We start from the raw sequence: 22,439 nt of genomic DNA, 5'->3' as shown, positions 1-22,439 counted from the left end.
TTTCTTTTGCGTCTTAGTAAAAGGAGGTTGTTATGAAGCAATCTTTTAACACAAGTAAACTGTATTATGGCTTTCCTATTTTCATTTTGGGATATCAGGACCAGAACTTTGAGCAGAATATCACGACTTGCAGTTCCTCTTATAGCTTGGGAGATTGGCTAGTCATTGGTGTCGGAGCTGAGGAAAATGCGACTGAGCAGATTAAGCATTATCAAAAGTTCACCGTGAATATCCCTGATGAAAATCTCATGCTCGAGATGGAGGAGGCTGGTTTTATCAGTCATCGAGAGAAATTGAAACACCTGGGACTAGACTACGAGATTTCTGAACAGACTCAGTCTCCGATTTTAGAGGCCTGTCCAGTCGTATTGAACTGTCGGGTAGATCGGATTATCGAGGAAGATGGAATCTGTCATATCTTTGCCAAGATTATCGAGCGACTTGCTGATCCAGAACTTTTGGATGATAAGGGACATTTTAAAAATGATCGTTTTTCACCGACTTACTTTATGGGGGACGGTCACCAGCGCGTTTATCGCTATTTAGATAACCGTGTTGACCCTATGGGGAGCTTCATAAAGAAAGCGAGGAAGAAAGATGACAAGAGCTGAACTGCCAGAACGCTTGGAAACAGAACATCTCGTGTTACGAGTCTGCACAGTCGCTGATGCCGAGGATATCCATGCCTACGCTAGTCTCCCAGAGGTCGCCTATCCAGCAGGCTTTCCTCCAGTCAAAACCTTTGAAGATGAGGTTTACTATCTAGAGCATATCCTTCCAGAACGCAATCAAAAGGAAAATCTCCCAGCTGGCTATGGGATTGTCGTCAAAGGAACCGATAAAGTCATTGGTTCTGTTGACTTCAACCATCGTCATGCGGATGATGTGCTAGAGCTTGGCTATACCTTGCATCCAGACTATTGGGGTCGAGGCTATGTACCAGAAGCAGCGTTTGCCTTGATTGACTTAGCCTTTAAAGATTTGGGTCTTCACAAGATTGAACTGACTTGTTTTGGTTATAATGTCCAAAGTCAACGAGTCGCAGAAAAACTTGGATTTACCCTCGAAGCTCGCATAAGAGAACGTAAAGATATTCAAGGAAACCGCTGTGACAGTCTGATATATGGCTTGTTGAGGCGTGAGTGGGAGGTGATTTGATGCATCTTTTCATCATTGGGGCTCCGGCTTCTGGGAAAATGACGATTGGTCAAGAGTTATCTCGACTGACAGATGCTACCCTCTTTTATAACCATCAAGCCATCGATTTTGCATTAGAAATCTATCAGGACTTTACAGAGGAAATGTGGGAATTTGTTCGTGGAATTACCTTTTCTTTCCTTGGAGCAAGTGCAAGAAATCAGCGATCAGTAATTTTAACAGATGTAATTGATTTTTCAAATCAGTACCAACTGATGTATTTAAAGCAAATTCAGGATTTATTGGATAACTTTCATCAAGAGATTCTTTTTGTGGAGTTGGAAACAAGTCTTGAAGAGCGCATGCGTCGAAATCGAACGGAGAACCGGTTGAAGCACAAGCCCTTGAAACGGCATATTGAGATATCTGAAAGAGAAATTTTAGAGACCACTGAAACCCTTCAATTAAATTCCCAACATCAACCGAATGAGTTGCACCACTACTTTAAAATAAATAATACGAGTTTGTCTGCAGAAGAAGTTGCTAAGCAAATTCAAGATAAAATGAATACAATAGAGAAAGGACAAACACATGTCTAAAGAACTTTCACCTAAATACAATCCAGCCGAGGTTGAGGCTGGTCGTTACCAAAAATGGCTTGATGCGGATGTTTTCAAGCCTTCCGGCGATCAAAAGGCTAAGCCTTATTCAATCGTCATTCCACCACCAAACGTAACTGGGAAACTTCACCTTGGTCACGCTTGGGATACGACTTTGCAAGATATCATCATCCGTCAAAAACGGATGCAAGGTTTTGATACCCTTTGGCTTCCAGGAATGGACCACGCGGGGATTGCGACTCAGGCTAAAGTTGAGGAGCGCTTGCGTGGAGAGGGCATTACACGTTATGACCTAGGTCGTGAAAAATTCCTTGACAAAGTTTGGGAATGGAAAGACGAATATGCCACTACTATCAAGGAACAATGGGGCAAGATGGGGCTCTCTGTAGACTACTCTCGTGAGCGTTTCACTCTTGACGAAGGTTTGTCAAAAGCTGTTCGTAAGGTCTTTGTGGACCTTTACAAGAAAGGTTGGATCTACCGTGGTGAATTTATTATCAACTGGGACCCAGCAGCTCGCACAGCCCTTTCTGATATCGAAGTTATCCACAAGGATGTGGAAGGTGCCTTCTACCATATGAACTACATGCTGGAAGACGGCTCACGCGCCCTTGAAGTTGCGACAACTCGTCCTGAGACCATGTTTGGAGACGTTGCCGTTGCGGTCAATCCAGAAGACCCACGCTACAAAGACTTGATTGGTAAAAATGTCGTCCTTCCAATTGCTAATAAACTCATCCCAATCATTGGAGACGAACACGCTGATCCTGAGTTTGGTACTGGTGTCGTAAAAATCACACCTGCCCACGATCCAAACGACTTCTTGGTTGGTCAACGTCATAACTTGCCACAAGTTAATGTCATGAATGACGACGGAACCATGAACGACTTGGCCTTCGAATTTGCAGGTATGGACCGTTTTGAAGCTCGTAAGGCAGTCGTTGCTAAGTTGGAAGAAATCGGTGCCCTCGTTAAAATCGAAAAACGTGTTCACAGTGTTGGTCACTCAGAGCGTACAGGTGTTGTGGTTGAACCACGCTTGTCTACTCAGTGGTTCGTCAAGATGGACCAATTGGCTAAGAATGCTATTGCCAACCAAGATACAGAGGACAAGGTAGAATTCTACCCACCTCGTTTCAACGATACTTTCCTTCAATGGATGGAAAATGTCCACGACTGGGTAATCTCTCGTCAGCTCTGGTGGGGTCACCAAATCCCTGCTTGGTACAATGCTGAGGGTGAAATGTACGTCGGTGAAGAAGCTCCAGAAGGTGACGGATGGACACAAGATGAAGATGTCTTAGATACTTGGTTCAGTTCTGCCCTTTGGCCATTCTCAACCATGGGCTGGCCTGATGTCGACTCAGCAGACTTCAAACGCTACTTCCCAACTTCAACCTTGGTAACAGGTTACGACATCATCTTCTTCTGGGTATCTCGTATGATCTTCCAATCCTTGGAATTTACTGGTCGTCAGCCATTCCAAAACGTGCTTATCCACGGTCTCATCCGTGACGAGCAAGGATGCAAGATGTCTAAATCTCTCGGAAACGGAATTGACCCAATGGATGTTATTGAGAAATATGGTGCTGATGCCCTTCGTTGGTTCCTTTCAAACGGTTCTGCACCAGGACAAGACGTGCGCTTCTCTTACGAGAAAATGGATGCTTCATGGAACTTCATTAACAAAATCTGGAACATCTCTCGCTACATCCTCATGAACAATGAAGGTTTGACCCTTGAGCAAGCAACTGCCAATGTCGAAAAAGTGGTCAACAAGGAAGCTGGAAATGTCACTGATCGCTGGATTCTCCACAACCTCAATGAAACGATCGGAAAAGCGACTGCCAACTTTGATAAGTTTGAGTTTGGTGTCGCTGGACATATCCTCTACAACTTCATCTGGGATGAGTTTGCGGACTGGTACGTTGAGTTGACTAAGGAAGTCCTTTACAGCGACAACGAAGAAGAGAAAGTTATCACACGTTCTGTTCTCCTTTACACTTTGGACAAGATCCTTCGTCTCCTCCACCCAATCATGCCATTTGTGACAGAGGAAATCTTTGGACAAATCTCAGAAGGCTCTATCGTTACAGCGGCTTACCCAACTGTCAATCCAGCCTTTGAAGACCTAGCTGCTCACACAGGTGTAGAGAGTCTCAAAGACTTGATCCGTGCCGTTCGTAATGCGCGTGCTGAAGTAAACGTAGCCCCAAGCAAGCCAATCACTATCCTTGTTAAGACAAGCGATAGCGATTTGGAAGCCTTCTTTAATAGCAATGTTAACTACATCAAACGCTTCACAAATCCAGAACACTTGGAAATCGCATCAACTATCCCTGCGCCTGAACTGGCTATGTCAAGCGTCATCACAGGAGCAGAAATCTACTTGCCACTGGCTGACCTCCTCAATGTCGAAGAAGAACTCACTCGTCTCGACAAGGAACTGGCTAAATGGCAAAAAGAACTGGACATGGTCGGCAAGAAGCTCTCTAACGAACGCTTCGTAGCCAACGCCAAACCAGAAGTCGTCCAAAAAGAACGCGACAAACAAGCCGATTACCAAGCTAAATACGATGCGACCGTAGCACGTATTGATGAGATGAAGAAACTCGTTAAATAAACACAGAAACACGGTGATGAGCCGTGTTTTTTGCTTTAATTTGTGATAAAATTGTAATAATAAATTTTAATGACTGAAAGAGAAATCATGAAATACATAGATTTATTTGCAGGGTCTGGTGGTTTATCCTTAGGGCTTTATAATGCTGGTTTGCGTGGGATATTTGCAGTTGAAAGAAATAAAGATGCTTTTAGTACTTTAAAATATAATTTAATTGAAAGAAAAAAACATTTTTCATGGCCGAACTGGCTTGAAATGAAAAATTGGGATATAAATGAACTTCTAGAAGTTCATAGTAAGGAACTTGCTACATTAAATGGTTCCATTGATTTAGTTGTAGGTGGTCCACCATGTCAAGGATTTTCCATGGCAGGCAAGAGAAAAAATGATGATATCAGAAATCAATTAATGCATTCGTATATTGAGTTTATCAAATTAGTTCAACCGACTATGTTATTTTTTGAAAATGTTCAAGGATTTACTGTAGGGTTTAAGGATCATAAGGATAAACAAAAATATTCTGATATTCTTGTTTCGGAATTACATGAATTAGGATATAACTTAGAATATAAGATTGTTACTATGTCAGAATACGGTGTTCCTCAAAATAGGAAACGGTTCATTCTATTTGCATCAAAAAATGGGGCCTATGAGATATTTTTTGACGAATTATTGAAAAATAAAGATTGTTTTTTGAGGGATAGAGGACTAAAAATACCAATTACAATTTCTCAAGCTATTAATGACTTGAAAAAAAGTCATGGAGAAGTTGATAGTAAAGACACTAAGGCATTTAAAAATGGGAAGTATGGTCGAGCAACTTCAGCATATCAAAAATTAATGAGAAATAACATTGAACGAGGCGCATTCCCCGATAGTCATCGATTCGCGAAACATAAAAGTGCAACAATAGATGTATTTAAACGTTTAATGACTGCTTCCGAGAAAAGTATACGAATTACGCCGTCTATGAATCTGGTTGAAGGTTTAAAGAAGCGTGGAGTAACTCCTTTAAAGAAAAATTCAATTTGTAATACGATTACTTCTATTCCAGATGATTATATACATTATGATGAACCTAGAATAATGACAGTTAGAGAACACGCTAGAATCCAAAGTTTTCCAGACGATTATGAATTCAAAGGACCGTATACTACAGGTGGTGAACGACGAAAAATGGATGTTCCTCGATATACTCAAGTCGCTAACGCAGTACCGCCTTTGTTTGCAGAACAAGTTGGAGAAGTTATTTTGAAAATCTCTGAATAAGGAGTTAAGATGGAAGAAAAATTACACTTTAAAGTGAGTTCGGGTTTAAAGGACATAATTGGTAAAGACCTTATTACAAACGAGTTAGTAGCTATCTTTGAGTTGGTAAAAAATGGTTATGATGCTGATGCAACAGAAATAAGTCTTATTATAAACAGTTATGAAAATTACATTATCATTCAAGATAACGGTAAGGGAATGAATCGTAATGATATTGAAAATAAATGGTTGTTCGTTGCTCATTCAGAAAAAAAAGATAGTGATAAGGTATATGCTGGGTCCAAAGGAATAGGTCGTTTTTCTTGTGATAGATTAGGGACTAAACTTAAGCTTATTAGTCATAAAGATGATGAAGTTAGTAAATTGGAAATTGACTGGGGTGAATTCGAAAAGGATTCTCTAACAAAATTTGAAGAGTTAGATGTCACATATACTAGCTTAGAGGCAGTAGAAAACAGTTTCATTCAAAAATCAGGGACTATTTTAAATATCTCTAATTTGAGAGATACTTGGGACTTAGATAGAGTTAATAAAGTTATAGCAGCGCTTCAAAGACTTGTAAACCCGTTTGTAGATGACGGTAAAATAAAAATTAATGTTAAGTATATTTCATCCTCCTCAGGAATTGCTGAGTTGGATGAGTATATTAGTAATAATGTTGCTTCAGTATTAGATAAAAAAACAATTTATATTGAGTGTGAAATAAAAGAAAAGGAAGTTAGTATCACTCTATACGATCAAGAAAAGATAATTTATTCTTTTAAATTTGAGAATGAAACAATTTTAAAAAATATTTATTTTAAAATTTATTATTTGAATAATGTGGCAAAGAACAATTTTACAAGAATAATGAAAACAATACCAAAAAACTATGGGTCTATTTTCTTGTATAAGAATAATTTTAGAATTTTCCCATATGGAGAAGTTGATTTTGATGCCTTTGGTCTAAATCTACGTAAAACACAAGGTTTTAATCGATATTTAGGACATAGGGAATTGCTAGGCTGGATTAACATAACAGATTCTGAAAATCATTTTAATGAAGTTACATCTCGTGATAGAGGATTTGTTACTAATTCTTATACTATAGAATTTGAAAAAGTATATATGGAACTTGTTCACAGACCATTAGAATCCTATATGCAATTGACAAGGTTTGGAAGTAGTGATATTGATGATATTGAAACGGATGACAATGATGCGATCCAAAAGCTAATTCAAAGATTTAAAAAGTATAAGTTTACTGTAGCTCCAAGAGTTTATGAACTCCCAAAAATCGCACAACCACTAGAAAAAAAATTTGAACTTCTCGATGATATGAATACAAGCTCCTCTGAAAAAAAAGAAATTCAAAAGAGTTTGAAACAGGCTACTGTCGAGTTAAGAAAAGAGAATCAAGAAGTAAAAAAAGAAAATCAAAGAATTGATAGAGAAAATAGTAGATTAAAAAATGAAATTGAGATTAAGGAGAAATTAATCTCAAATGAAAAACCGGCGCGTCAAGATATGCTTTTCCATGAATTAGGAAAAGCAGGTAAAGAGCTAACAGCTACTCTACAGAAAATGATTCGGCTTATGACACCAGAAGAGTACGAAAAATTTTCAAATTCAATCTATAAAATTAGAAGAACTTCTGATAAACTATCTTCAATAAAAAAACAAATATTACGATTAAATTTTGAATCTTTTAGTAACCTTGAAAATATAGAATTGAAGTCATACTTAAAGAGCTATGTAGACAATCTAATCGATGATACAGTGAATGTAAAGGTTAGCTTAGGAGTTGGAAAACTGTATCAAAACATAAATGTTTATGATTTTGGTACTCTACTTGATAACTTAATAATTAATGCCCAGGAACGCAATGCAAAAGAACTACATATTTTCTTCAATGAAGATAATAAAATAATGCACTTTACTTCAGATACAGGCCCAATTGATATTGATCCTATTGAAAATATATTTAACATTGGAGTAACATCAAAGCGGAGAGGAACCGGGCTAGGTATGTATATTTGCCAGCAAATTTGTAAGGATTTTAATTGGAAGATATCAGTTCACCAACTAAATAATAACATAGTTGATTTTCAAATTGAGTTTAGCGAGGTTTAAATTGAGACAAGAAATAAATATTCTGTGGTTGGAGGATGATTTAACCATGGATGCCCATACTTATAGAAAAGATCTTGTAGAGGATATCTTAAAAGATAAAGGCTATAAGGCACAAATTAAAGAGTTTAAAACATTTGAAGATGCAAGAAAAGAGTTGGTTTCAGCTAAGAGATATGATTTTTTTATTTCAGATTTTAACTTAGATGCATCTGAAACAGGTTTAAATTATCTTGAAGAAATAAGAAATAGAAATGGTTTCAAACAATTTGTTATTTTGTATTCTAATAATTATAACACTATAAAATCAGATGTTATCAATATTCTAAAGCATAAAAATCTAGATATTTTTTCAAATTTCACCTTTTTTTCAGTTTCTGATAGTTTAGAGGAAAAACATTTTGAGGATGCGATTAATGTTATTCTTTGTCGCTGGGACGAATTAAATGCAATTCGTGGGAGATTCATGTGCGAAAATGCAGAGATAGAGCATTTGTTACGAGAAAAATTAAGCGACGATAATCCAGATCACTCTTATAGAAAATTATTTGAAGATTTTTTTAGAGAAAGGGTCAGACTGAATAGAACTAATTTATCGCCTAGAAATAAAAGAGATTATGAGAAATTAAAATCAGACTGGTCAGCTTTGATAGATAAGAGGAATTCTCTTGCTCATGTGGAAGAGGGGTTCACAGAGCAGGAAGGATATTATATTTGTTCACTTAAAGACCCAGAAATTAGAATAATGGAAAGTAGTTTAGATAAGGAGCGCCGCGAGTTGCTATCTTTGAAAAAGAGAATAATAGAATTTTTGGGGAAAAATCACTATTAATTTTAAAAAAATAAGATAACTGTTCTAAAAAATACTCTTACGATTTATTTAGGAGTAATATGAATCACTTTCTCCCCCTTAACCTTTGACTATTCCGCAAAATTATCGTAAAATAAAGAGTAAATGATAAAATGAGGTCAGAGTCTGTTCGCTCTGGCAATAGTAGTATAAATGAGGAGAAACGCTTTGGAATTAGAAGTATTTGCTGGGCAAGAAAAAAGTGAACTATCTATGATTGAGGTGGCGCGTGCTATCTTGGAACTTCGTGGTCGCGACCATGAGATGCATTTTAGCGATCTTGTAAACGAAATTCAAAACTACCTTGGAACATCAAACAGCGATATCCGTGAAGCCTTGCCTTTGTTCTACACAGAGTTGAACTTTGACGGTAGCTTCATCTCACTTGGAGACAACAAATGGGGTCTTCGTTCATGGTATGGTGTGGACGAAATCGATGAAGAAATCATCGCTCTTGAAGAAAATGACGACGATGAAGTAGCACCAAAAGCTAAGAAAAAACGTGTCAATGCCTTCATGGATGGTGATTCAGATGCCATTGACTACAATGCAGATGATCCAGAAGACGAAGATGCATACGAAGCAGATCCAGCACTTTCATACGATGATGAAAATCCAGATGATGAGAAAAACGAAGTGGAAGCTTACGATGCAGAAATCAACGAAATCGCCCCAGATGACTTGGGTGAAGACGTGGATCTCAACGAAGAAGACGATGAGTTTTCAGACGATGATTCTGAAAACGTCGAGGAATAAAAGTTAGCTATTGACAATTATCCTATTTTTAGGTATCATATTGTTCGGGCACCTCTTTTAGAGGTCGGGGCTCCCTAGTTCTTAGGGAGCTATTTTTGTTTTTCAAGAAGTTATCTTCTTGTATTTTGGTTGTGAATCTGGTGCAGTCGTTCCAGATTATTCTTATTAGTAGGGTCTTGTTTTCTATGTCCCCTTGTAGTTGACAAGACCTTGAGTATTTTAGAAAGAGGAATCTATGTCTACGAAATATATTTTTGTAACTGGTGGTGTGGTATCGTCTATTGGGAAAGGGATTGTTGCAGCGAGTTTGGGCCGTCTCTTGAAAAATCGTGGTCTCAAAGTAACCATTCAAAAGTTTGACCCTTATATCAATATCGATCCGGGAACCATGAGTCCTTACCAGCACGGGGAAGTTTTTGTGACAGATGACGGAGCTGAGACAGATTTGGACTTGGGTCACTATGAACGTTTCATCGATATCAATCTTAACAAATATTCCAACGTGACAACTGGTAAAATTTACAGTGAAGTTCTTCGTAAGGAACGTCGTGGAGAATACCTTGGGGCAACTGTTCAAGTCATTCCTCATATTACAGATGCTTTGAAAGAAAAAATCAAGCGTGCCGCTCTAACGACCGACTCTGATGTCATTATTACAGAGGTTGGTGGAACAGTAGGAGATATCGAGTCCTTGCCATTCTTAGAGGCCCTTCGTCAGATGAAGGCAGATGTGGGTGCGGATAATGTTATGTACATCCATACAACCTTGCTTCCTTATCTCAAGGCTGCTGGTGAAATGAAGACCAAACCAACTCAACACTCTGTAAAAGAATTGCGTGGATTGGGAATCCAGCCAAATATGTTGGTTATTCGTACAGAAGAGCCAGCTGGTCAGGGCATTAAAAATAAACTAGCACAGTTCTGTGACGTAGCACCAGAAGCCGTTATCGAATCGTTGGATGTTGAACACCTTTATCAAATTCCACTGAACTTGCAGGCACAAGGTATGGACCAAATTGTCTGTGACCATTTGAAATTAGACGCACCGGCAGCGGATATGACAGAATGGTCAGCCATGGTGGACAAGGTCATGAACCTCAAGAAACAAGTTAAGATTTCCCTTGTTGGTAAGTATGTGGAGTTGCAAGATGCCTACATTTCTGTGGTTGAAGCCTTGAAACACTCTGGTTATGCCAATGACGCAGAAGTTAAAATCAATTGGATCAATGCCAATGATGTGACAGCAGAGAATGTGGCGGAACTCTTGTCTGATGCAGATGGAATCATCGTACCAGGTGGTTTTGGTCAACGTGGTACTGAAGGGAAAATCCAAGCCATTCGCTATGCGCGTGAGAATGATGTTCCAATGTTGGGTGTCTGCTTGGGAATGCAGTTGACTTGTATCGAGTTTGCTCGTCACGTTTTAGGTCTTGAAGGTGCTAATTCTGCAGAGCTTGCACCAGAAACAAAATACCCTATCATTGATATCATGCGTGATCAGATTGATGTTGAGGATATGGGTGGAACCCTTCGTTTGGGACTTTATCCATCTAAGTTGAAACGTGGCTCTAAGGCTGCGGCTGCTTATCACAATCAAGAAGTGGTGCAACGCCGCCACCGTCACCGTTATGAGTTTAACAATGCCTTCCGTGAGCCGTTTGAGGCAGCAGGCTTTGTCTTCTCAGGAGTTTCTCCAGATAATCGTTTAGTAGAAATTGTGGAAATTCCTGAAAATAAATTCTTTGTAGCGTGTCAGTATCACCCTGAACTGTCAAGCCGTCCAAATCGTCCAGAAGAACTCTACACTGCCTTTATTACTGCAGCGGTTGAGAATAGCAATTAGCTAGATTATAACCTTTGAGAAGAATCTCAGAGGTTTTTTACTTGCTTTTCTGCTGCTTCCTCATTTGTCCTAAAGCCTTTTTTGTGTTAAAATGAATGGTATGAAAGCTAAAAAAATGTTGATGGCAGGCTTGGCTCTGCTAGGTATTGGAAGCCTTGCCCTTGCTACGAAAAAAGTTGCAGATGACCGTAAGCTCGTGAAGACTCAGGAAGAGTTGACAGCGATTGTGCGAGACCATTTTTCAGACATGGGGGAAATTGCGACCCTCTATGTTCAAGTTTATGAAAGCAGTCTAGAGTGCTTGGTTGGTGGCGTCATTTTTGAGGATGGCCGTCATTATACCTTTGTCTATGAAAACGAAGACCTAGTCTATGAGGAGGAAGTCTTATGATACAACCAGCAAGTTTAGAAGAATTAGCATCCTTAGTAGAAAAAGATGGCAAGAAGGTCTTTCTTTTTGTAGCAGACTGGTGTGGTGATTGTCGTTATATCTATCCTGCCTTGCCAGAAATTGAGGAGACCAATCCAGAGTTCACCTTTATTCGAGTGGACCGAGACCAGTACATGGATCTAGCTAAACTCTGGGATGTTTACGGCATTCCTAGCCTTGTTGTTCTAGAAAAGGACAAGGAAATCGGCCGTTTTGTCAATCGCGACCGTAAAAGCAAGCAACAAATTAACGACTTTTTAGCAGGACTAAAATAGGAGAAAAAGGAAACAATGATTTTTACATATAATAAAGAACATGTCGGTGATGTCCTTATGATCATCGTGAAAAACAGCGGAGATGCCAAGTTGGACGTGGAGCGCAAAGGCAAGGTAGCCCGTGTTTTTCTCAAAGATAATGGGGAAACAGTGGCGTGGAATATTTTCGAAGTTTCAAGTTTGTTTGAAATTGCAGAGCGCGGTCAAGTCTTTTTGACAGATGAGCAAGTCGATCGTTTGAACCAAGAATTACAAACGGAAGCTTTTGAAGAAGAAATTGTCAATGACAAGGAGCCTAAGTTTGTTGTTGGTGAAATTGTCGAGATGGTAGCTCATCCAGATAGTGACCACCTTAACATCTGCCAAGTTGCAGTCGCAAGTGACAAGACAGTGCAAATTGTTGCTGGAGCACCTAATGCGCGTGTGGGGTTGAAAACCATTGTGGCTCTTCCTGGAGCAATGATGCCAAAAGGGAATCTCATTTTCCCAGGTGAACTTCGTGGTGAAAAGAGTTTTGGCATGATGTGTAGCCCTCGTGAATTGCATCTGCCAAATGCTCCGCAAAAACGTGGTATTATTGAATTATCAGAAGACCAAGTTGTCGGAACTCCATTTGACCCAGTGAAACACTGGACTGCATAGGAAGTTGTCGGTATCTGATAGACCAGCTAGAAGGAAATAAGATGGCAAAAAATGTTGTGATTACAGGGGCGACATCAGGAATCGGTGAAGCAATTGCGCGTGCTTATCTGGAGCAGGGGGAGAATGTTGTTCTAACAGGACGACGGATAGATAGATTAGGAGTCCTCAAGTCGGAGTTTGCAGAATCCTTCCCAAATCAAACAGTTTGGACTTTTCCACTGGATGTGACGGATATGGACATGGTAAAGACTGTCTGCTCTGATATTTTAGAAACGATAGGTCGGATAGACATCTTGGTCAATAATGCCGGACTGGCTCTAGATTTAGCACCTTATCAGGACTATGAAGAGTTGGATATGCTGACCATGTTGGATACCAATGTCAAAGGTTTGATGGCAGTCACTCGCTGTTTCTTGCCAGCAATGGTAAAAGCCAATCAGGGTCATATTATCAATATGGGGTCAACTGCAGGAATTTATGCCTATGCGGGTGCAGCTGTTTACTCAGCCACCAAGGCGGCAGTTAAGACCTTTTCAGATGGACTGCGAATTGATACCATTGCGACGGATATCAAGGTGACCACCATTCAGCCTGGAATTGTCGAAACAGATTTTTCTACAGTTCGTTTTCATGGTGATAAAGAACGAGCTGCGTCCGTTTACCAAGGAATAGAAGCCTTGCAAGCTCAAGATATTGCAGACACAGTAGTCTATGTGACTAGTCAACCTCGTCGTGTTCAGATTACAGATATGACCATTATGGCAAATCAACAGGCGACAGGTTTCATGGTTTATAAAAAGTAAAAAATTTCCTCGAAAAGTTACAAATTTCTGTAACTTTTTTTGATTTCCTACGAATAGATAAGTAGGAGGAAGAAAATATGTATAATAAAGTTATCTTAATTGGACGTTTAACGTCTACACCAGAATTGCACAAAACCAACAATGACAAGTCAGTAGCGCGAGCAACTATCGCTGTGAACCGTCGTTACAAAGACCAAAATGGGGAGCGTGAAGCTGACTTTGTCAATATGGTTCTATGGGGCAGACTAGCAGAAAGCTTGGCCAGCTACGCAACTAAAGGAAGTCTCATTTCAGTGGATGGAGAACTTCGTACCCGTCGTTTTGAGAAAAATGGTCAGATGAACTACGTGACCGAAATTCTCGTAACAGGGTTCCAACTCTTGGAAAGTCGTGCCCAACGTGCCATGCGTGAAAATAATGCAGGCCAAGATTTGGCGGATTTGGTCTTGGAAGAGGAAGAATTGCCATTTTAAGCATTAAAAAGTCTGAGTTGCTCTCAGGCTTTTTATCTTTAGAAAGTCAGACTTTTTTCTTGATTATTTCTGACCAAGTGATACAATAGAACTATGGTTTAGCACTCAGGTATAAAGAGTGCTAATACTATCTATCTCATTATGGAGGAAATCAGATGTTGAAACCATTAGGAGACCGTGTGGTCTTGAAAATCGAAGAAAAAGAACAAACTGTTGGAGGCTTTGTCCTTGCAGGCTCAGCTCAAGAAAAAACAAAAACAGCCCAAGTTGTAGCTACTGGACAAGGTGTTCGTACCTTGAACGGTGACTTGGTTGCTCCAAGTGTTAAAGCTGGAGATCGTGTCTTAGTTGAAGCTCACGCAGGTCTTGATGTCAAAGATGGCGATGAAAAGTATATCATCGTAGGCGAAGCTAACATCTTGGCAATCATTGAAGAATAGAAGGAGAAAGTAAGTATGTCAAAAGAAATTAAATTTTCATCTGATGCTCGTTCAGCTATGGTCCGTGGTGTCGATATCCTTGCAGATACTGTTAAAGTAACCTTGGGACCAAAAGGTCGTAACGTTGTGTTAGAAAAATCATTTGGCTCACCCTTGATTACCAATGATGGTGTGACCATTGCCAAAGAAATCGAGTTGGAAGACCATTTTGAAAATATGGGTGCCAAATTGGTATCAGAAGTAGCTTCAAAAACCAATGATATCGCAGGTGACGGAACGACAACTGCAACTGTCTTGACTCAAGCAATCGTCCGTGAAGGCATCAAAAACGTCACAGCAGGTGCAAATCCAATCGGTATTCGTCGTGGGATTGAAACAGCAGTTGCTGCAGCAGTTGAAGCCTTGAAAAACAACGCTATCCCTGTTGCCAATAAAGAAGCCATCGCTCAGGTTGCTGCCGTATCTTCTCGTTCTGAAAAAGTCGGTGAATACATTTCTGAAGCCATGGAAAAAGTTGGTAAAGACGGAGTCATCACCATTGAAGAGTCACGTGGTATGGAAACAGAGCTTGAAGTCGTAGAAGGAATGCAGTTTGACCGTGGTTACCTTTCACAGTACATGGTGACAGATAGCGAAAAAATGGTGGCTGATCTTGAAAATCCATACATTTTGATTACTGATAAGAAGATTTCAAATATCCAAGAAATCTTGCCACTTCTAGAAAGTATTCTCCAAAGCAATCGTCCACTCTTGATTATTGCGGATGATGTGGATGGCGAAGCCCTTCCAACTCTTGTTTTGAACAAGATTCGTGGGACCTTCAACGTAGTAGCAGTTAAGGCACCTGGTTTTGGTGATCGTCGTAAAGCCATGCTCGAAGATATCGCCATCTTGACAGGTGGAACAGTTATCACAGAAGACCTTGGTCTTGAGTTGAAAGATGCGACAATTGAAGCGCTTGGCCAAGCAGCGAGAGTAACTGTAGACAAAGATAGCACTGTTATCGTAGAAGGTGCTGGAAATCCTGAAGCCATTTCTCACCGTGTTGCAGTTATCAAGTCTCAAATCGAAACCACAACTTCTGAATTTGACCGTGAAAAATTACAAGAACGCTTGGCGAAATTGTCAGGTGGTGTAGCGGTTATCAAGGTCGGCGCTGCAACTGAAACTGAGTTGAAAGAAATGAAACTCCGCATTGAAGATGCCCTCAACGCTACTCGTGCAGCTGTTGAAGAAGGAATCGTTGCAGGTGGTGGAACAGCCCTTGTAAATGTTATCCCAGCCGTGGCTGATTTGGAATTGACAGGAGACGAAGCAACAGGTCGCAATATTGTTCTCCGTGCATTGGAAGAACCAGTCCGTCAAATTGCCCACAATGCAGGATTTGAAGGTTCAATCGTTATCGATCGCTTGAAAAATGCTGAGCTTGGTACAGGCTTCAACGCAGCAACTGGAGAGTGGGTTAACATGATTGAAGAGGGAATCATCGACCCAGTTAAAGTGAGTCGTTCAGCTCTACAAAATGCAGCATCTGTAGCTAGTTTGATTTTGACTACGGAAGCAGTCGTAGCCAATAAACCAGAACCAGTGGCCCCAGCTCCAGCAATGGATCCAAGTATGATGGGTGGCATGATGTAAGCTTTCTATAGAAAACAACTTATAAAAAACACAAAAGGAGGGAATGTCTATTCCTCCTTTTTATGATATTCACTTCTAAATTGATTTGAGCTCTCCTAACTTATATGATAAAATAAGACTAGAAAAAGGAGAAGAACATGATCGATGTAGAAGAAATTCTGAGCAAGATGAACCCCAATCAGAAGATTAATTATGACCGTGTCATGCAGAAGATGGTACAAGTATGGGAGAAAAATGAGCAACGGCCAACCATTCTCATGCATGTTTGCTGTGCCCCTTGTAGTACCTATACACTAGAATATTTGACCAAGTATGCAGATGTGACTATCTATTTTGCTAATTCCAATATCCATCCCAAGGCAGAATACCATAAGCGGGCTTACGTCACCAAGAAATTTGTCAGTGATTTCAATGAGAGGACAGGAAATACGGTCCAGTATCTAGAAGCTCCCTACGAACCAAATGAATATCGTAAGTTAGTCAGAGGTTTGGAAGAAGAGCCTGAAGGTGGCGACCGTTGCAAGGTTTGCTTTGACTACCGACTGGATAAGACAGCTCAAGTGGCTATGGACTTGGGCTTTGACTACTTTGGCTCAGCCTTGACCATCAGTCCTCATAAGAATTCTCAAACCATTAATAGTATCGGAATCGATGTGCAAAAAATTTATACAACCCACTATCTTCCAAGTGATTTCAAGAAAAATCAAGGCTACAAACGTTCGGTAGAGATGTGTGAAGAGTATGACATTTACCGTCAATGTTATTGTGGTTGTGTCTATGCAGCCCAAGCTCAGAATATTGACCTGGTTCAGGTTAAGAAAGATGCTACAGCTTTCTTGCTGGATAAGGATGTTGAAAAAGACTATTCCCACATCAAATTTACTGTTACGAAATTAGATATATAGAAATCACCCCAGCTGTAAAGCTGGGTTTTTAAAATAAAAAAACCGGGGTCTTAACCCCAGTTTGACAACTTTACCGATTCTTTAGTTCTACATAGCGCTTGTACCAAATGTTTACATAGGCTTCTGAGAAAGGACCACGTCCATTGTTAATCCAATCAACAAGAATTTTGACATGTTCTTTTAAAATATAGTCCAAATCATCAGAATAATTCATTTTGCGTTTGTGACGCTCATACTCCTCAACGTCCAAGAGACGTTTTTCCCCATCTGTAAAAATTTTAACATCTAAATCGTAATCAATATACTTCAGTGCTTCTTCATCCAGATAGTAGGGGCTAGCCATATTGCAATAGTAGGAAATCCCATTATCACGAATCATGGCAATGATATTAAACCAATATTTCTTGTGAAAGTAAACAATAGCCGGTTCTCGAGTGACCCAACGACGACCATCACTTTCGGTAACCAGTGTATGATCGTTGACACCAATAATGGCGTTTTCTGTTGTTTTTAGTACCATGGTGTCCCGCCAAGTTCGGTGGAGACTCCCATCATGCTTATAACTTTGAATTGTAATAAAGTCGCCTTCTTTTGGAAGCTTCATAACTAACCAACTTTCTACAATTTATAAGTTTATCGTTTACTATTGTACCATAAAATTGCCTAAAATCTGTGAATTTTACATGAAAATATTAAAGATATTCTCTGAGAGCGCTTGCTATATCCGAAAAATCATAGCCCTTTCGTGCTAAAACTTGGGTTAAACGCTGTTTAAGTTCGTATCCTTCATACTTTCGGGCATATTTAATATATTGCTTATCAAGTTCCTTAAAGATGAGTTCCTGAGTCGTTTCTTGGTCAACTTGACTCTCCAACTCGTCAAAAGCAACTTTAGCATCAGAGTAAGAGAAGCCCTTGTTAGTCAAGTTCTGGATAATCTTATCTTGCAAGGCACGAGCTGGAAGTTTTCCCTCATATTTTTTCAATAGTTTATTAGCTACACGTTGAGCAACTTCCGAAAAATCAAATTCTTTCAGAATCTCTTCTATAGTAGCTTTTGAAATTCCTTTTTGTGCTAATTTCTGAATCAGTACATAAGGCCCCTTATCTCCTGAAAGTTGATTGGCATTGATGATAGCATAAGCGTACTGATCATCATTAATCCACTTATCTTCTTTAAGATTAATAATAACTTTAGAAGCTATGTTTTCATCAATATCGTATTTTTTTAGATATTCTCTGACTTCTTTTTCAGTGCGCGCTTTAAAGGATAGGTGGTAGAGGGCTAGATTCTTACCATAAGAAAATTGAGCAAAGTCCTGAATTTCTTTTAATTCTTCTTCACCTATCACCTTATCTCTCGATAACATAAAACGAACAATAGTATCTTCAGTAATGTAGCATTTGTCGCCATTATCAAGCTCCATCAGATAGAGTCTTTTTTTCTTTTCAAGTTTTGTGATTTTCATAGTTCTATTATAACTCAAAATGTGATAAGATAGGGGTATGAATCTGAAAGTGAAACAAAAAATACCATTAAAAATTAAGCGCATGGGAATTAATGGTGAGGGAATCGGCTTTTATCAAAAAACATTAGTCTTTGTGCCTGGTGCTCTCAAAGGAGAAGATATCTATTGTCAGATTACTTCTATTAAACGTAACTTTGTTGAGGCAAAATTACTGAAGGTCAACAAGAAGTCTAAATTTCGAGTTGTGCCGGCTTGTACTATTTACAATGAATGTGGAGGCTGCCAAATCATGCACCTGCATTATGATAAGCAGCTGGAGTTCAAGACGGACTTACTTCACCAAGCGCTGAAAAAATTTGCTCCTGCAGGATATGAAAACTATGAAATCCGCCCGACGATTGGAATGCAGGAACCCAAGTACTATCGTGCTAAGTTACAATTTCAGACTCGAAAATTTAAAAATCAGGTCAAGGCGGGCTTATATGCACAAAGCTCTCACTATTTAGTAGAGTTGAAAGACTGCCTGGTACAAGACAAGGAAACCCAAGTGATTGCTAATCGTCTAGCAGAATTACTTACTTATCACCAGATTCCAATCACGGATGAGAGAAAAGTTCTAGGTGTTAGAACTATAATGGTCCGACGAGCAAGAAAGACTGGACAGGTTCAGATTATTATTGTTATAAATCGTCAGCTTAATTTAACCCTGCTGGTAAAAGATTTAATTAAAGATTTTCCAGAAGTTGTGACAGTAGCTGTTAATACCAATACAGCTAAAACCAGTGAGATTTATGGTGAAAAGACAGAGATTATCTGGGGACAAGAGAGTATTCAAGAAGGTGTACTCGATTATGAATTTTCACTATCTCCTCGAGCATTCTATCAACTAAATCCTGAACAAACAGAAGTCCTCTATAGTGAGGCTGTAAAAGCCTTGGATGTTAATAAAGAAGACCATTTGATTGACGCTTATTGTGGAGTTGGAACGATTGGATTTGCCTTCGCAAAGAAAGTTAAAACATTAAGAGGTATGGATATTATTCCAGAAGCCATTGAAGATGCCAAGCGAAATGCTAAAAGAATGGGATTTGACAACACACATTACGAAGCTGGAACGGCAGAAGAGATTATTCCTCGTTGGTACAAGGAAGGCTACCGAGCAGATGCTCTGATTGTGGATCCACCACGTACAGGTCTGGATGATAAGTTATTAGATACTATTCTTACCTATGTACCAGAAAAAATGGTCTATATTTCTTGCAATGTTTCGACCTTGGCTCGTGATTTAGTACGTTTAGTAGAAGTCTATGATCTCCATTATATCCAGTCGGTTGATATGTTCCCACACACTGCTCGAACGGAAGCTGTTGTAAAATTAATAAAAAAAGTTTAAAAAAGTAGTTGACAAGTCAGAAAAAGCCTGTATAATAGTAAGAGTTGAAAATAACAACTCTGGTCCGTTGGTCAAGGGGTTAAGACACCGCCTTTTCACGGCGGTAACACGGGTTCGAATCCCGTACGGACTATGGTATGTTGCGGTTGAGGCACTTGATGAAAAAAGTTCAAAAAAGTTTCAAAAAAGTGTTGACAAGCGAAAGCAGCTGTGATATACTAATATAGTTGTCACTTGAGAGAAGCAAGTGACAAAGACCTTTGAAAACTGAACAAGACGAACCAATGTGCAGGGCACTACAACTAAGGTTGTAGTACTGAACAATGAAAAAACAATAAATCTGTCAGTGACAGAAATGAGTGAGAACTCAAACTTTTAATGAGAGTTTGATCCTGGCTCAGGACGAACGCTGGCGGCGTGCCTAATACATGCAAGTAGAACGCTGAAGGAGGAGCTTGCTTCTCCGGATGAGTTGCGAACGGGTGAGTAACGCGTAGGTAACCTGCCTGGTAGCGGGGGATAACTATTGGAAACGATAGCTAATACCGCATAATAGTAGATGTTGCATGACATTTGCTTAAAAGGTGCAATTGCATCACTACCAGATGGACCTGCGTTGTATTAGCTAGTTGGTGAGGTAACGGCTCACCAAGGCGACGATACATAGCCGACCTGAGAGGGTGATCGGCCACACTGGGACTGAGACACGGCCCAGACTCCTACGGGAGGCAGCAGTAGGGAATCTTCGGCAATGGACGGAAGTCTGACCGAGCAACGCCGCGTGAGTGAAGAAGGTTTTCGGATCGTAAAGCTCTGTTGTAAGAGAAGAACGAGTGTGAGAGTGGAAAGTTCACACTGTGACGGTATCTTACCAGAAAGGGACGGCTAACTACGTGCCAGCAGCCGCGGTAATACGTAGGTCCCGAGCGTTGTCCGGATTTATTGGGCGTAAAGCGAGCGCAGGCGGTTAGATAAGTCTGAAGTTAAAGGCTGTGGCTTAACCATAGTACGCTTTGGAAACTGTTTAACTTGAGTGCAAGAGGGGAGAGTGGAATTCCATGTGTAGCGGTGAAATGCGTAGATATATGGAGGAACACCGGTGGCGAAAGCGGCTCTCTGGCTTGTAACTGACGCTGAGGCTCGAAAGCGTGGGGAGCAAACAGGATTAGATACCCTGGTAGTCCACGCCGTAAACGATGAGTGCTAGGTGTTAGACCCTTTCCGGGGTTTAGTGCCGTAGCTAACGCATTAAGCACTCCGCCTGGGGAGTACGACCGCAAGGTTGAAACTCAAAGGAATTGACGGGGGCCCGCACAAGCGGTGGAGCATGTGGTTTAATTCGAAGCAACGCGAAGAACCTTACCAGGTCTTGACATCCCTCTGACCGCTCTAGAGATAGAGTTTTCCTTCGGGACAGAGGTGACAGGTGGTGCATGGTTGTCGTCAGCTCGTGTCGTGAGATGTTGGGTTAAGTCCCGCAACGAGCGCAACCCCTATTGTTAGTTGCCATCATTCAGTTGGGCACTCTAGCGAGACTGCCGGTAATAAACCGGAGGAAGGTGGGGATGACGTCAAATCATCATGCCCCTTATGACCTGGGCTACACACGTGCTACAATGGCTGGTACAACGAGTCGCAAGCCGGTGACGGCAAGCTAATCTCTTAAAGCCAGTCTCAGTTCGGATTGTAGGCTGCAACTCGCCTACATGAAGTCGGAATCGCTAGTAATCGCGGATCAGCACGCCGCGGTGAATACGTTCCCGGGCCTTGTACACACCGCCCGTCACACCACGAGAGTTTGTAACACCCGAAGTCGGTGAGGTAACCGTAAGGAGCCAGCCGCCTAAGGTGGGATAGATGATTGGGGTGAAGTCGTAACAAGGTAGCCGTATCGGAAGGTGCGGCTGGATCACCTCCTTTCTAAGGATAAGGAACTGCGCATTGGTCTTGTTTAGTCTTGAGAGGTCTTGTGGGGCCTTAGCTCAGCTGGGAGAGCGCCTGCTTTGCACGCAGGAGGTCAGCGGTTCGATCCCGCTAGGCTCCATTGGTGAGAGATCACCAAGTAATGCACATTGAAAATTGAATATCTATATCAAATAGTAACAAGAAAATAAACCGAAAACGCTGTAGTATTAATAAGAGTTTATGACTGAAAGGTCAGAAAAATAAGGTTAAGTTAATAAGGGCGCACGGTGGATGCCTTGGCACTAGGAGCCGAAGAAGGACGTGACAAACGACGATATGCCTTGGGTAGCTGTAAGTAAGCGATGATCCAGGGATTTCCGAATGGGGGAACCCAACAGGTACTACCTGTTACCCGCATCTGTTAAGGATGTGAGGAGGAAGACGCAGTGAACTGAAACATCTAAGTAGCTGCAGGAAGAGAAAGCAAAAGCGATTGCCTTAGTAGCGGCGAGCGAAACGGCAGAAGGGCAAACCGAAGAGTTTACTCTTCGGGGTTGTAGGACTGCAATGTGGACTCAAAGATTATAGAAGAATGATTTGGGAAGATCAGCCAAAGAGAGTAATAGCCTCGTATTTAAAATAGTCTTTGTACCTAGCAGTATCCTGAGTACGGCGGGACACGTGAAATCCCGTCGGAATCTGGGAGGACCATCTCCCAACCCTAAATACTCCCTAGTGACCGATAGTGAACCAGTACCGTGAGGGAAAGGTGAAAAGCACCCCGGGAGGGGAGTGAAATAGAACCTGAAACCGTGTGCCTACAACAAGTTCGAGCCCGTTAATGGGTGAGAGCGTGCCT

At 40.6% G+C, this 22,439-nt stretch carries 20 protein-coding genes, 2 tRNA genes and 2 rRNA genes; 22 read left to right on the top strand and 2 right to left on the bottom strand.

Annotated elements, in window-relative coordinates:
• Positions 1 to 32 precede the first annotated feature (32 nt).
• The 17 genes from PAN06_RS03370 (at position 33) to PAN06_RS03290 (ending at position 16,813) form a co-directional block, all read left to right on the top strand.
• Positions 33 to 611 (top strand): flavin reductase family protein, encoded by a 579-nt coding sequence (locus PAN06_RS03370; RefSeq protein ID WP_269795591.1) that lies wholly within the window; start codon positions 33 to 35, stop codon positions 609 to 611.
• Positions 598 to 1,158, top strand: coding sequence for a GNAT family protein (locus PAN06_RS03365; RefSeq protein ID WP_125456210.1), 561 nt, complete (start codon positions 598 to 600; stop codon positions 1,156 to 1,158). Before PAN06_RS03370 ends, PAN06_RS03365 begins: the two co-directional genes overlap by 14 nt.
• Positions 1,158 to 1,736 carry an AAA family ATPase gene (locus PAN06_RS03360; protein WP_070479704.1) on the top strand — a complete coding sequence of 193 codons (579 nt, stop codon included), beginning with the start codon at positions 1,158 to 1,160 and terminating at the stop codon, positions 1,734 to 1,736. The genes PAN06_RS03365 and PAN06_RS03360 overlap by 1 nt, the downstream gene beginning before the upstream one ends.
• Positions 1,729 to 4,380, top strand: coding sequence for a valine--tRNA ligase (locus PAN06_RS03355; protein WP_269795590.1), 2,652 nt, complete (start codon positions 1,729 to 1,731; stop codon positions 4,378 to 4,380). Before PAN06_RS03360 ends, PAN06_RS03355 begins: the two co-directional genes overlap by 8 nt.
• Positions 4,381 to 4,467: 87 nt before the next feature.
• Positions 4,468 to 5,649 carry a DNA cytosine methyltransferase gene (locus PAN06_RS03350; protein ID WP_269795589.1) on the top strand — a complete coding sequence of 394 codons (1,182 nt, stop codon included), beginning with the start codon at positions 4,468 to 4,470 and terminating at the stop codon, positions 5,647 to 5,649.
• Positions 5,650 to 5,658: 9 nt separating this feature from the next.
• On the top strand, positions 5,659 to 7,761 hold the full coding sequence (locus PAN06_RS03345) for an ATP-binding protein (RefSeq protein WP_269795588.1): 2,103 nt from the start codon (positions 5,659 to 5,661) through the stop codon (positions 7,759 to 7,761).
• A gap of 46 nt (positions 7,762 to 7,807) precedes the next feature.
• Positions 7,808 to 8,590: a hypothetical protein gene (locus PAN06_RS03340; protein WP_269795587.1), complete on the top strand. Its 783-nt coding sequence runs from the start codon at positions 7,808 to 7,810 to the stop codon at positions 8,588 to 8,590.
• Positions 8,591 to 8,776: 186 nt separating this feature from the next.
• Positions 8,777 to 9,364 carry a DNA-directed RNA polymerase subunit delta gene (gene rpoE / locus PAN06_RS03335; RefSeq protein WP_042750234.1) on the top strand — a complete coding sequence of 196 codons (588 nt, stop codon included), beginning with the start codon at positions 8,777 to 8,779 and terminating at the stop codon, positions 9,362 to 9,364.
• Positions 9,365 to 9,599: 235 nt separating this feature from the next.
• Positions 9,600 to 11,207: a CTP synthase gene (locus PAN06_RS03330; RefSeq protein ID WP_125447841.1), complete on the top strand. Its 1,608-nt coding sequence runs from the start codon at positions 9,600 to 9,602 to the stop codon at positions 11,205 to 11,207.
• A gap of 100 nt (positions 11,208 to 11,307) precedes the next feature.
• The gene (locus PAN06_RS03325; protein ID WP_346732043.1) at positions 11,308 to 11,598 is read left to right on the top strand and encodes a DUF4651 domain-containing protein; all 291 of its coding nucleotides are present in this window, start codon (positions 11,308 to 11,310) and stop codon (positions 11,596 to 11,598) included.
• Positions 11,595 to 11,912, top strand: a complete 318-nt coding sequence (locus PAN06_RS03320) for a thioredoxin family protein (protein WP_000615777.1) — start codon at positions 11,595 to 11,597, stop codon at positions 11,910 to 11,912. The genes PAN06_RS03325 and PAN06_RS03320 overlap by 4 nt, the downstream gene beginning before the upstream one ends.
• A gap of 15 nt (positions 11,913 to 11,927) precedes the next feature.
• On the top strand, positions 11,928 to 12,554 hold the full coding sequence (gene ytpR / locus PAN06_RS03315; RefSeq protein WP_269795585.1) for a YtpR family tRNA-binding protein: 627 nt from the start codon (positions 11,928 to 11,930) through the stop codon (positions 12,552 to 12,554).
• Positions 12,555 to 12,595: 41 nt separating this feature from the next.
• Complete coding sequence (locus tag PAN06_RS03310) at positions 12,596 to 13,357, top strand: SDR family NAD(P)-dependent oxidoreductase (RefSeq protein WP_269795584.1); 762 nt, start codon at positions 12,596 to 12,598, stop codon at positions 13,355 to 13,357.
• 77 nt (positions 13,358 to 13,434) lie between these two features.
• The gene (locus PAN06_RS03305; RefSeq protein WP_269795583.1) at positions 13,435 to 13,830 is read left to right on the top strand and encodes a single-stranded DNA-binding protein; all 396 of its coding nucleotides are present in this window, start codon (positions 13,435 to 13,437) and stop codon (positions 13,828 to 13,830) included.
• 155 nt (positions 13,831 to 13,985) lie between these two features.
• A complete protein-coding gene (gene groES, locus PAN06_RS03300) occupies positions 13,986 to 14,270 on the top strand; it encodes a co-chaperone GroES (RefSeq protein ID WP_000917323.1) in 285 nt (94 codons plus the stop codon).
• Between the two features lie 15 nt (positions 14,271 to 14,285).
• Positions 14,286 to 15,908, top strand: a complete 1,623-nt coding sequence (gene groL, locus PAN06_RS03295; protein ID WP_000031579.1) for a chaperonin GroEL — start codon at positions 14,286 to 14,288, stop codon at positions 15,906 to 15,908.
• Positions 15,909 to 16,045: 137 nt separating this feature from the next.
• The gene (locus PAN06_RS03290) at positions 16,046 to 16,813 is read left to right on the top strand and encodes an epoxyqueuosine reductase QueH (RefSeq protein ID WP_000567567.1); all 768 of its coding nucleotides are present in this window, start codon (positions 16,046 to 16,048) and stop codon (positions 16,811 to 16,813) included.
• A 70-nt stretch (positions 16,814 to 16,883) separates the two neighbouring features.
• On the opposite strand, the gene PAN06_RS03285 is transcribed toward PAN06_RS03290, so the two are convergent.
• Complete coding sequence (locus PAN06_RS03285; RefSeq protein WP_000775316.1) at positions 16,884 to 17,417, bottom strand: DUF402 domain-containing protein; 534 nt, start codon at positions 17,415 to 17,417, stop codon at positions 16,884 to 16,886.
• Between the two features lie 88 nt (positions 17,418 to 17,505).
• The gene (gene recX, locus PAN06_RS03280; RefSeq protein ID WP_265483370.1) at positions 17,506 to 18,282 is read right to left on the bottom strand and encodes a recombination regulator RecX; all 777 of its coding nucleotides are present in this window, start codon (positions 18,280 to 18,282) and stop codon (positions 17,506 to 17,508) included.
• A gap of 37 nt (positions 18,283 to 18,319) precedes the next feature.
• Here recX and rlmD point away from each other — a divergent pair, with 37 nt between their 5' ends.
• The 5 genes from rlmD to PAN06_RS03255 form a co-directional block, all read left to right on the top strand.
• On the top strand, positions 18,320 to 19,675 hold the full coding sequence (rlmD, locus tag PAN06_RS03275) for a 23S rRNA (uracil(1939)-C(5))-methyltransferase RlmD (RefSeq protein ID WP_020903149.1): 1,356 nt from the start codon (positions 18,320 to 18,322) through the stop codon (positions 19,673 to 19,675).
• 61 nt (positions 19,676 to 19,736) lie between these two features.
• Positions 19,737 to 19,808: transfer RNA gene (locus PAN06_RS03270), tRNA-Glu, on the top strand.
• A gap of 241 nt (positions 19,809 to 20,049) precedes the next feature.
• Positions 20,050 to 21,595, top strand: a 16S ribosomal RNA gene (locus PAN06_RS03265).
• A gap of 51 nt (positions 21,596 to 21,646) precedes the next feature.
• Positions 21,647 to 21,719, top strand: a tRNA-Ala gene (locus tag PAN06_RS03260).
• 125 nt (positions 21,720 to 21,844) lie between these two features.
• Positions 21,845 to 22,439: ribosomal RNA gene (locus tag PAN06_RS03255) — 23S ribosomal RNA — on the top strand; the annotation flags it as partial.

This window comes from Streptococcus sp. SM3, from assembly GCF_027497875.1.
The sequence above is the reverse complement of the archived record's forward strand: the minus strand, read 5'-3'. Positions and strand labels throughout refer to the sequence as shown.

Bases quoted from the DNA above. Each gene is read 5' to 3' on its own strand.
- PAN06_RS03370 (WP_269795591.1), top strand. From the start codon at position 33: ATGAAGCAATCTTTTAACACAAGTAAACTGTATTATGGCTTTCCTATT.
- PAN06_RS03365 (WP_125456210.1), top strand. From the start codon at position 598: ATGACAAGAGCTGAACTGCCAGAACGCTTGGAAACAGAACATCTCGTG.
- PAN06_RS03360 (WP_070479704.1), top strand. From the start codon at position 1,158: ATGCATCTTTTCATCATTGGGGCTCCGGCTTCTGGGAAAATGACGATT.
- PAN06_RS03355 (WP_269795590.1), top strand. From the start codon at position 1,729: ATGTCTAAAGAACTTTCACCTAAATACAATCCAGCCGAGGTTGAGGCT.
- PAN06_RS03350 (WP_269795589.1), top strand. From the start codon at position 4,468: ATGAAATACATAGATTTATTTGCAGGGTCTGGTGGTTTATCCTTAGGG.
- PAN06_RS03345 (WP_269795588.1), top strand. From the start codon at position 5,659: ATGGAAGAAAAATTACACTTTAAAGTGAGTTCGGGTTTAAAGGACATA.
- PAN06_RS03340 (WP_269795587.1), top strand. From the start codon at position 7,808: ATGGATGCCCATACTTATAGAAAAGATCTTGTAGAGGATATCTTAAAA.
- PAN06_RS03330 (WP_125447841.1), top strand. From the start codon at position 9,600: ATGTCTACGAAATATATTTTTGTAACTGGTGGTGTGGTATCGTCTATT.
- PAN06_RS03325 (WP_346732043.1), top strand. From the start codon at position 11,308: ATGAAAGCTAAAAAAATGTTGATGGCAGGCTTGGCTCTGCTAGGTATT.
- PAN06_RS03320 (WP_000615777.1), top strand. From the start codon at position 11,595: ATGATACAACCAGCAAGTTTAGAAGAATTAGCATCCTTAGTAGAAAAA.
- ytpR (WP_269795585.1), top strand. From the start codon at position 11,928: ATGATTTTTACATATAATAAAGAACATGTCGGTGATGTCCTTATGATC.
- PAN06_RS03310 (WP_269795584.1), top strand. From the start codon at position 12,596: ATGGCAAAAAATGTTGTGATTACAGGGGCGACATCAGGAATCGGTGAA.
- PAN06_RS03305 (WP_269795583.1), top strand. From the start codon at position 13,435: ATGTATAATAAAGTTATCTTAATTGGACGTTTAACGTCTACACCAGAA.
- groES (WP_000917323.1), top strand. From the start codon at position 13,986: ATGTTGAAACCATTAGGAGACCGTGTGGTCTTGAAAATCGAAGAAAAA.
- groL (WP_000031579.1), top strand. From the start codon at position 14,286: ATGTCAAAAGAAATTAAATTTTCATCTGATGCTCGTTCAGCTATGGTC.
- PAN06_RS03290 (WP_000567567.1), top strand. From the start codon at position 16,046: ATGATCGATGTAGAAGAAATTCTGAGCAAGATGAACCCCAATCAGAAG.
- PAN06_RS03285 (WP_000775316.1), bottom strand. From the start codon at position 17,417: ATGAAGCTTCCAAAAGAAGGCGACTTTATTACAATTCAAAGTTATAAG.
- recX (WP_265483370.1), bottom strand. From the start codon at position 18,282: ATGAAAATCACAAAACTTGAAAAGAAAAAAAGACTCTATCTGATGGAG.
- rlmD (WP_020903149.1), top strand. From the start codon at position 18,320: ATGAATCTGAAAGTGAAACAAAAAATACCATTAAAAATTAAGCGCATG.